The organism is Bacillus sp. SJS (genome assembly GCF_000732485.2).
In the GTDB taxonomy this organism is placed as follows: Bacteria; Bacillota; Bacilli; order Bacillales; family Bacillaceae; genus Metabacillus_B; species Metabacillus_B sediminis.
In genome coordinates, this window is sequence record NZ_JAQV02000012.1 from 132,793 (window position 1) to 139,742 (window position 6,950).

At 42.6% G+C, this 6,950-nt stretch carries 7 protein-coding genes; 4 read left to right on the forward strand and 3 right to left on the reverse strand.

Annotated elements, in window-relative coordinates:
- Position 1 precedes the first annotated feature (1 nt).
- Both AS29_RS06460 and AS29_RS06465 read right to left on the reverse strand, forming a co-directional pair.
- On the reverse strand, positions 2-1,639 hold the full coding sequence (locus AS29_RS06460) for a PTS transporter subunit IIBC (protein ID WP_035410289.1): 1,638 nt from the start codon (positions 1,637-1,639) through the stop codon (positions 2-4).
- A 488-nt stretch (positions 1,640-2,127) separates the two neighbouring features.
- Positions 2,128-2,343, reverse strand: a complete 216-nt coding sequence (locus tag AS29_RS06465; protein WP_231889909.1) for a hypothetical protein — start codon at positions 2,341-2,343, stop codon at positions 2,128-2,130.
- Positions 2,344-2,721: 378 nt separating this feature from the next.
- Between AS29_RS06465 and qoxA the strand changes: the two genes are divergently transcribed.
- Genes qoxA through qoxD form a run of 4 tightly spaced genes read left to right on the forward strand, consistent with a single transcriptional unit; the run spans position 2,722 to position 6,661 of the window.
- Entirely contained in the window at positions 2,722-3,675 is a 954-nt protein-coding gene (gene qoxA / locus AS29_RS06470; RefSeq protein ID WP_035410283.1) for a cytochrome aa3 quinol oxidase subunit II, read from the forward strand.
- Between the two features lie 16 nt (positions 3,676-3,691).
- On the forward strand, positions 3,692-5,644 hold the full coding sequence (gene qoxB / locus AS29_RS06475) for a cytochrome aa3 quinol oxidase subunit I (protein WP_051860776.1): 1,953 nt from the start codon (positions 3,692-3,694) through the stop codon (positions 5,642-5,644).
- Positions 5,645-5,658: 14 nt separating this feature from the next.
- A complete protein-coding gene (gene qoxC, locus AS29_RS06480) occupies positions 5,659-6,273 on the forward strand; it encodes a cytochrome aa3 quinol oxidase subunit III (RefSeq protein ID WP_035410281.1) in 615 nt (204 codons plus the stop codon).
- 1 nt (position 6,274) lies between these two features.
- Entirely contained in the window at positions 6,275-6,661 is a 387-nt protein-coding gene (qoxD, locus tag AS29_RS06485) for a cytochrome aa3 quinol oxidase subunit IV (RefSeq protein WP_035410278.1), read from the forward strand.
- A 91-nt stretch (positions 6,662-6,752) separates the two neighbouring features.
- Here the strand turns inward: qoxD and AS29_RS21700 are convergent.
- Positions 6,753-6,950: hypothetical protein (locus AS29_RS21700; protein ID WP_231889910.1), on the reverse strand; the 198-nt coding region annotated here is incomplete at its 5' end.

Here is a 6,950-nt window from a genome sequence, read left to right on the forward strand (position 1 = left end):
ATTATGCTCCCAGTAAATCCTGGATATCAGATTTGATGACGTCTGCTTTTGGTCCGTAGATAGCTTGTACACCTTTGTCTTTAACAATCAGGCCAAGTGCGCCTTGTTCTTTCCATTTACCTTCGCCGGCAACAAGAGATGAGTCTTTAACCGTCACGCGAAGGCGTGTCATGCAGGCATCTACATCCGCAATGTTGGATTTTCCGCCTAGTAGCTCGATGATGGCAGGGGCAAGGGAACCTTCTTGTACAGCTCCGCCAGTTTTTTCGCTATCTTCGTTGTCGATGTAGTTTCCGTTGCGTCCCGGTGTAGGGAAGTTGAAGCGTTTGATTAGGAAATGGGCAACTCCGAAATTCAGTCCGAAGAACACAACACATGCAATAATAAAGTTGACGAAATCCATCCATAATCCAGCTTTGAAAATCATCGGCGTACGAGTCAACAGCTCGATGAATCCGAAAGAGTGGACGCGCAGGTTGATGATATCAGCCAGTGCGAATGCAAGTCCTGTTGTAATGGCATAAACAACATACAATAGCGGTGCAGCAAACATGAACATGAATTCAATCGGTTCTGTTACACCAGTAAGGAATACGGCAAGACCTGCAGAAAGGAACATGGATTTATATTTTTTGCGCTTGTCTTTATCAACATTGCGGTACATGGCATAAGCGATACCGATCAAAGAAGCAGTTGAAAGAATCATTTGTCCTACTTTAAAGCGGGCAGGGTGAACGTCGTTCAATAGTTTTTCGTATCCAGCCTGGTTTCCTGCAGCCAGGTAGTTGTTCAAGTCAGCAATCCAAGCAAGCCATAGCGGATCTTGACCGGAAACGACTGTTCCTGCGCTTGATCCAGTCAGAACGGTGTACGTTCCGCCAAGAGCGGTATAGTTCATCGGAACCGTCAGCATGTGGTGCAATCCGAAAGGAAGAAGCAGACGCTCAAGTGTTCCAAAGATGAATGGTGCAATGATTGGTGCAGTATCTTTAGAAGATGCAATCCATTTACCGAAGTCATTCAGCAAACCTTGGACGAAAGGCCATACAAGAGACAGGACGATTGCAGTAATGACAGATCCGCCAATAACAGCGAACGGTACAAAACGTTTTCCGTTGAAGAAAGCAAGAGCATCAGGCAATTTGCTGTAGTTGTAATATTTATTGAACAGGTTCGCTCCGAGGAAACCGGAAATGATTCCAACGAAAACTCCCATGTTAAGGGCCGGAGCTCCAAGTACTGATGTGAAATAATCTTTTACAAGAAGATCTTGTCCAAACAATGAGTTTACTACTGCGTTCGGATCATCGAACATGGCAGCGTTTACTCCGAAGATCGCACCAGTGATCCGGTTAATTAGAACGAATGCGATTAGGGCAGCAAAGGCACCGCCGGCACGTTCTTTAGCCCAGGATCCCCCAATGGCTACTGCAAATAAAATGTGAAGATTCGTGATGATCGCCCATCCGATATCCTCCATTACTCGTGCGATGGTCATGACAAGGGTGACGTCCCCTCCGATCATCGCTACTAATTTCCCTAAAGAAATCATGATTCCGGCAGCAGGCATAACGGCAACCACTACCATAAGTGCTTTACCGAACTTTTGCCAGAAATCAAATGAAAATAAACTCTTCATGACTTGCTCCTCCTCTGTGTATGGGCTTACATTGATAAGAAAATAAAAATGCATGGCTGAAACCGAATACATTTTACTAATAAAGTAAAAAATAAATATGCAACATGAGTGCAACCGTTTGCATTCTGATTATATGAAATATAAATGCACAATGCAAGAGTTTCTGGAAAAATATTTTTTGAAGGATATATGACGGCCTTAATGGAAAGGAATGACCTTTATTTAAGACTGGAGCCCTAAAAAAACGGCCTCTTTTTTAAATTTATTATGAGTTTTAAATTGCATTTTTACTAAAAAATATCTAGAACGAGTACAGTATCTCATCACTATTTGTCATGTTAACTTGGATATGACGGATATAGATCTAAGAGGAATTTTGACAGATCCTTTTCATCCTTTCACAATAATGCGGAATAGTTTTAATGAAATGATGATAAAGCAAAAAAAACGGCGCACCGGCTAATGACTCAGCGGATACGCCGTTTTTCTTATTTTCTCTTTTTAAATTGATCTTCTGAATCAGAATCATCCTTTGTTTTATGCTTCTTTTTCTCATCCTGCATATCTTTTTTCAAATCTTCCAAAGGAATGGAATCAACCGTTTGTTCATTTTTAAATTTATCATGTAAGCTCTCATTATCTGTCGGGACCTGTTCAGGATGTTCATTATGGTGTTTAGTGCTTTCTTTCGACAAAATCTCCACCTCCCTGATATAATTTGTATATTCCACCGTACAAAAATGTTCAAACGTAAGCCGGGCAAACAATGAAAGCGTTTATCACTTGTTAACGGACAGTAAATTCTGCATCTCGTCACGTACACTTAATAAAATTTTACTTTTCTGCTACTGCCATCCAGATGGTTACAAAGAATGGATTTTCCGCTAAATCAAGATTTATCCAATTGTGTGAACATATTGTGAAAAAATATTGAACAAGATGTGACTTTTGTATGAAAACTGGATGACATTAAAATTTGGAAAGCCATTTTTGTTTGTGGTCTGTTACTATAAGGGTAAAAGTTTAAGTGATTGCTGTGCTTATAGACTTTTTTGTCATTATTTATAGAAGGATTGGGAAGGATGGTGAACCTTTTGGGTAAATATTTGAAACCTATCATTTTATTTGGAGCTTTGATGTCAGTATTTTTGCTTGGCGGCTGCAGCCAGATGGCCGTTCTCGATCCGAAAGGACCGGTTGCCGCGCAGCAAAGAGACCTGATCATGCTCTCTATTGTATTTATGCTGTTTATCATAGCAGTTGTTTTTGTCCTGTTTGTTCTTATCATTATTAAATATCGTGAGCGCCCAACAAACATGGGATATGAGCCGCCTGAAATGGAAGGCAGCAAGTTCCTTGAGATTGTTTGGACGGTTATTCCGATTATTATCGTAATCGCGCTTTCCATTCCAACAGTTCAGGCCATTTACAGCCTGGAGGAAATACCGGAAAGTGAACATGCGGATAAGAAGCCGCTTGTCGTTTATGCAACATCTGTAGACTGGAAGTGGATCTTCAGTTATCCGGAGGAAGACATTGAAACGGTCAATCAGCTTTATATTCCTGAAGATCGTCCGCTGGAATTCCGTTTAACATCTGCTGACACAATGGCATCATTCTGGATTCCTCAGCTAGGCGGACAGAAATATGCTATGTCAGAAATGGAAATGAAGCTTTACCTTCAATCCGATGAGCCTGGTGTATACGAAGGACGCAATGCCAACTTCACAGGTGAAGGATTTACAAAACAGCGTTTTAAAGTCTACTCCCAAACAGAGGAAGATTTCGCTGCCTGGGTGAAGAAAAGCCAAAGTGCTCCTGAACTGAAAGAGGAGCAGTATGAGAAATTAATGTTCCCTGGTGATGCGAAACCGATGACATTCTCCTCAACTCACTTAGGATTTGTAAATCACGCAAAGGACCCTGAATATGCAATCAGAGTCCGTGAGAAATACGGAGTAACTTACCAGGAGCATCATTCAAAGACCGAAGAAAAAGAAAAGAATGATACCGGGGAAGAATTAGGCTCCAAATAGGAAAGGAGGAAATTCAATGTTCGAATTTATCAAGAACAATTTGATTCTTGACGACCCGCTTATTATGGGAGCTCAGGTATCTATTGGTCTTACTACAGTTGCAATTATTTTCGTCCTTTCCTACTTCAAAAAATGGAAATGGCTATGGACGAACTGGCTGACTTCGGTTGACCATAAAAAATTGGGGATTATGTATATCATTGCCGCAATTTTGATGCTTTTCCGCGGAGGGGTCGATGCACTCCTTATGCGTGCTCAGCTCACGGTAAATAATGCAGAGTTCCTGAACTCGCAGCATTACAATGAAATATTCACAACACATGGAACGATCATGATTATCTTCATGGCGATGCCGTTCCTGATTGGACTGATCAACGTTGTTGTTCCTCTTCAAATCGGTGCACGCGACGTTGCTTATCCTTATTTGAACTCATTGAGCTTTTGGACATTTTTCGTCGGAGCGATGCTCTTTAATATTTCATTTGTATTCGGGGGTTCTCCATCAGCAGGCTGGACAGCTTACATGCCTCTTGCCGGTGTTGAAAGCTCTCCTGGACCAGGGCAGAACTACTATTTGCTTGGTCTTCAAGTAGCAGGTATCGGTACATTGATGACCGGTATTAACTTCATGGTTACAATTTTGAAAATGCGTGCAAAAGGTATGACGCTTATGCGTATGCCTATGTTTACATGGACTGCACTTATCACATGCCTAATCATTGTGTTCGCTTTCCCTGTACTGACTGTAGCACTTGCACTTATGACATTTGACCGTTTGTTCGGTTCCCACTTCTTTACTCTTGCAGACGGCGGTATGCCGATGCTATGGGCGAACCTTTTCTGGATTTGGGGACATCCTGAGGTATATATCGTTATCCTTCCGGCTTTCGGTATTTTCTCGGAAATCATTGCTACATTTGCACGAAAAGCACTGTTCGGATATAAAGCGATGGTTGCCGCAATCGTTGTTATTTCCGGTTTGAGCTTCCTTGTATGGGTGCATCACTTCTTTACAATGGGTTCAAGCGCTGGAGTTAACTCTGTATTCTCAATCACTACCATGGCAATTGCCATTCCTACAGGTGTAAAAATATTTAACTGGCTGTTTACGCTTTACAAAGGAAGAATTAAATTCACGGTTGCTATGCTTTGGTCTCTTGCTTTCATCCCGACATTCGTAATCGGGGGAGTTACAGGGGTTATGCTAGCAATGGCAGCAGCTGACTATCAATACCATAATACGTACTTCCTTGTTGCCCATTTCCACTACGTATTGATTGCCGGAACAGTTTATGCGTGTTTCGCTGGTCTTTACTACTGGTATCCAAAAATGTTCGGCCACAAGCTGAACGAAAGAATCGGCCGCTGGAGCTTCTGGTTCTTTAACATCGGATTTAACGTTTGTTTCTTCCCAATGTTCTTCTTAGGTCTTGACGGTATGCCGCGCCGTGTTAACACATACGATGCAGCTGACGGCTGGCAGGATCTGAACATTGTTGCTTCAATCGGAGCACTTGGTATGGCTGTTGGATTTATGGTTCTTGTTTACAACATCTATTACAGCTTCCGTTTTGCGGAAAGAGAGCAAACAGGAGATGCATGGGATGGCCGTACACTTGAGTGGGCGACATCTACAGCAATTCCGCCGCACTACAACTTCGCTGTTATCCCTGAAGTAACTGGCATGGATGAATGGTGGAGAATGAAACAAAGAAATAAAACGACTGGCAAACGCGAAGCAGTTGAATATAAACCGATTCACATGCCGAACTATTCCGGCAGACCGCTTATTATGTCAGTAGCTTTCGGTATCGCAGGATTCGGTATGGTCTTCTCCCTATGGTGGATGGCGATTATCGGATTAGTCGGTGTATTTGCAACAATGATTCTTCGCTCGCTTGAAATTGACGATGGCTACTACGTCAGCGTAGAAGAAATACAAGAAACTGAAAAACGGGCAACCGTTTAAAGGAGGCGTGAAATTTGGGACATTCACACACACATGATGGTTCAAACACGCCGCTGGAATATCAATCTGAAATAGGCAGATTGAATATTGTAGGCTTCTGGATTTTCCTTGGAGCGGAAATTGCGTTGTTCTCTACACTTTTTGCAACGTATTTCGCATTATTTAACCAAACTGCAGATGGTCCGCTTCCTGGGGATATGTTCAAAGTAGAAGGCGTATTGATTATGACATTCCTGCTTTTGATAAGCAGTTTTACAAGCGGTATTGCCATTCATGAGCTGCGCCGCCACAACATGAAGGGTGTATTCATTTGGACGATTATTACCCTTCTTCTCGGCGCCGGCTTTGTTGGCTACGAAGTATATGAGTTCGTCGAGTATGTACATGAAGGCGCTACGCTCCAGACGAGTGCTTTCTGGTCCGCATTCTTTGTTCTTGCAGGGACACACGGACTTCACGTATCCATCGGTATCGCATGGATTTCCTTAATCCTGATCCAGGTTAAAAAGCGCGGTTTAACACCACAAACTGCTACGAAGCTTTTTATCTCAAGTCTTTACTGGCATTTCCTTGACGTCGTCTGGATTTTCATTTTCACTGGAGTCTATTTGATGGGGATGGTGTTGTAATATGGCTGGAAATACTCAAACATCTCATAACACACATTCATCTCATGATAAATTCCCATGGAGCAATGTCATTGGTTTTGCATTATCCATCGTTTTAACATTGCTCGCTCTGTGGGTAGGCTTAGCATCAGGATTCTCTGATACCACTATCCTGATCATCATTTTCGTTTTTGCTTTCTTCCAGGCGGCACTTCAGCTGCTTATGTTCATGCATATGACAGAAAGCAGCAGCGGATGGATTCAAACCCTCAATACTGTGTTTGCAGCATTCATTGCGATTGTAATCGTAGCTGGAACAGTTTGGGTAATGGGATCGCATGGCGGTCACTCAGAACATCAGAAAAACCCGCCTTCTCATGGAGAACATGGAGAACATGAAGGTAAATAAACAATAGTAAACCGGTAATCGCTATCCCAAATGGGGCATCGATTACCGGTTTTTTGTTTTAATTTAAAGGCAGCTCTGCTGGAAAACTGTACTATATCGTAAACGTCCGATACCGATAAGAGCGTGAGTGTCCGATAAAGTAGGCAAAGTGTCCGATATCCGGAGCGTGGCGGGCGATATCCTGACAAGAGTGTCCGATATCCATCCAGGGATGTCCGATAAAAGCGAGAACGTCCGATAAATGAGGCAAAGTGTCCGATATCCGGAGCGGAGCGGGCGATATCCTGAC

What these genes read in the sequence shown, in the direction of transcription:
- qoxA (WP_035410283.1), top strand. Translation starts at nt 2,722, where the DNA reads ATGGTGAACCTTTTGGGTAAATATTTGAAACCTATCATTTTATTTGGA.
- qoxB (WP_051860776.1), top strand. Translation starts at nt 3,692, where the DNA reads ATGTTCGAATTTATCAAGAACAATTTGATTCTTGACGACCCGCTTATT.
- AS29_RS06460 (WP_035410289.1), bottom strand. Translation starts at nt 1,639, where the DNA reads ATGAAGAGTTTATTTTCATTTGATTTCTGGCAAAAGTTCGGTAAAGCA.
- qoxD (WP_035410278.1), top strand. Translation starts at nt 6,275, where the DNA reads ATGGCTGGAAATACTCAAACATCTCATAACACACATTCATCTCATGAT.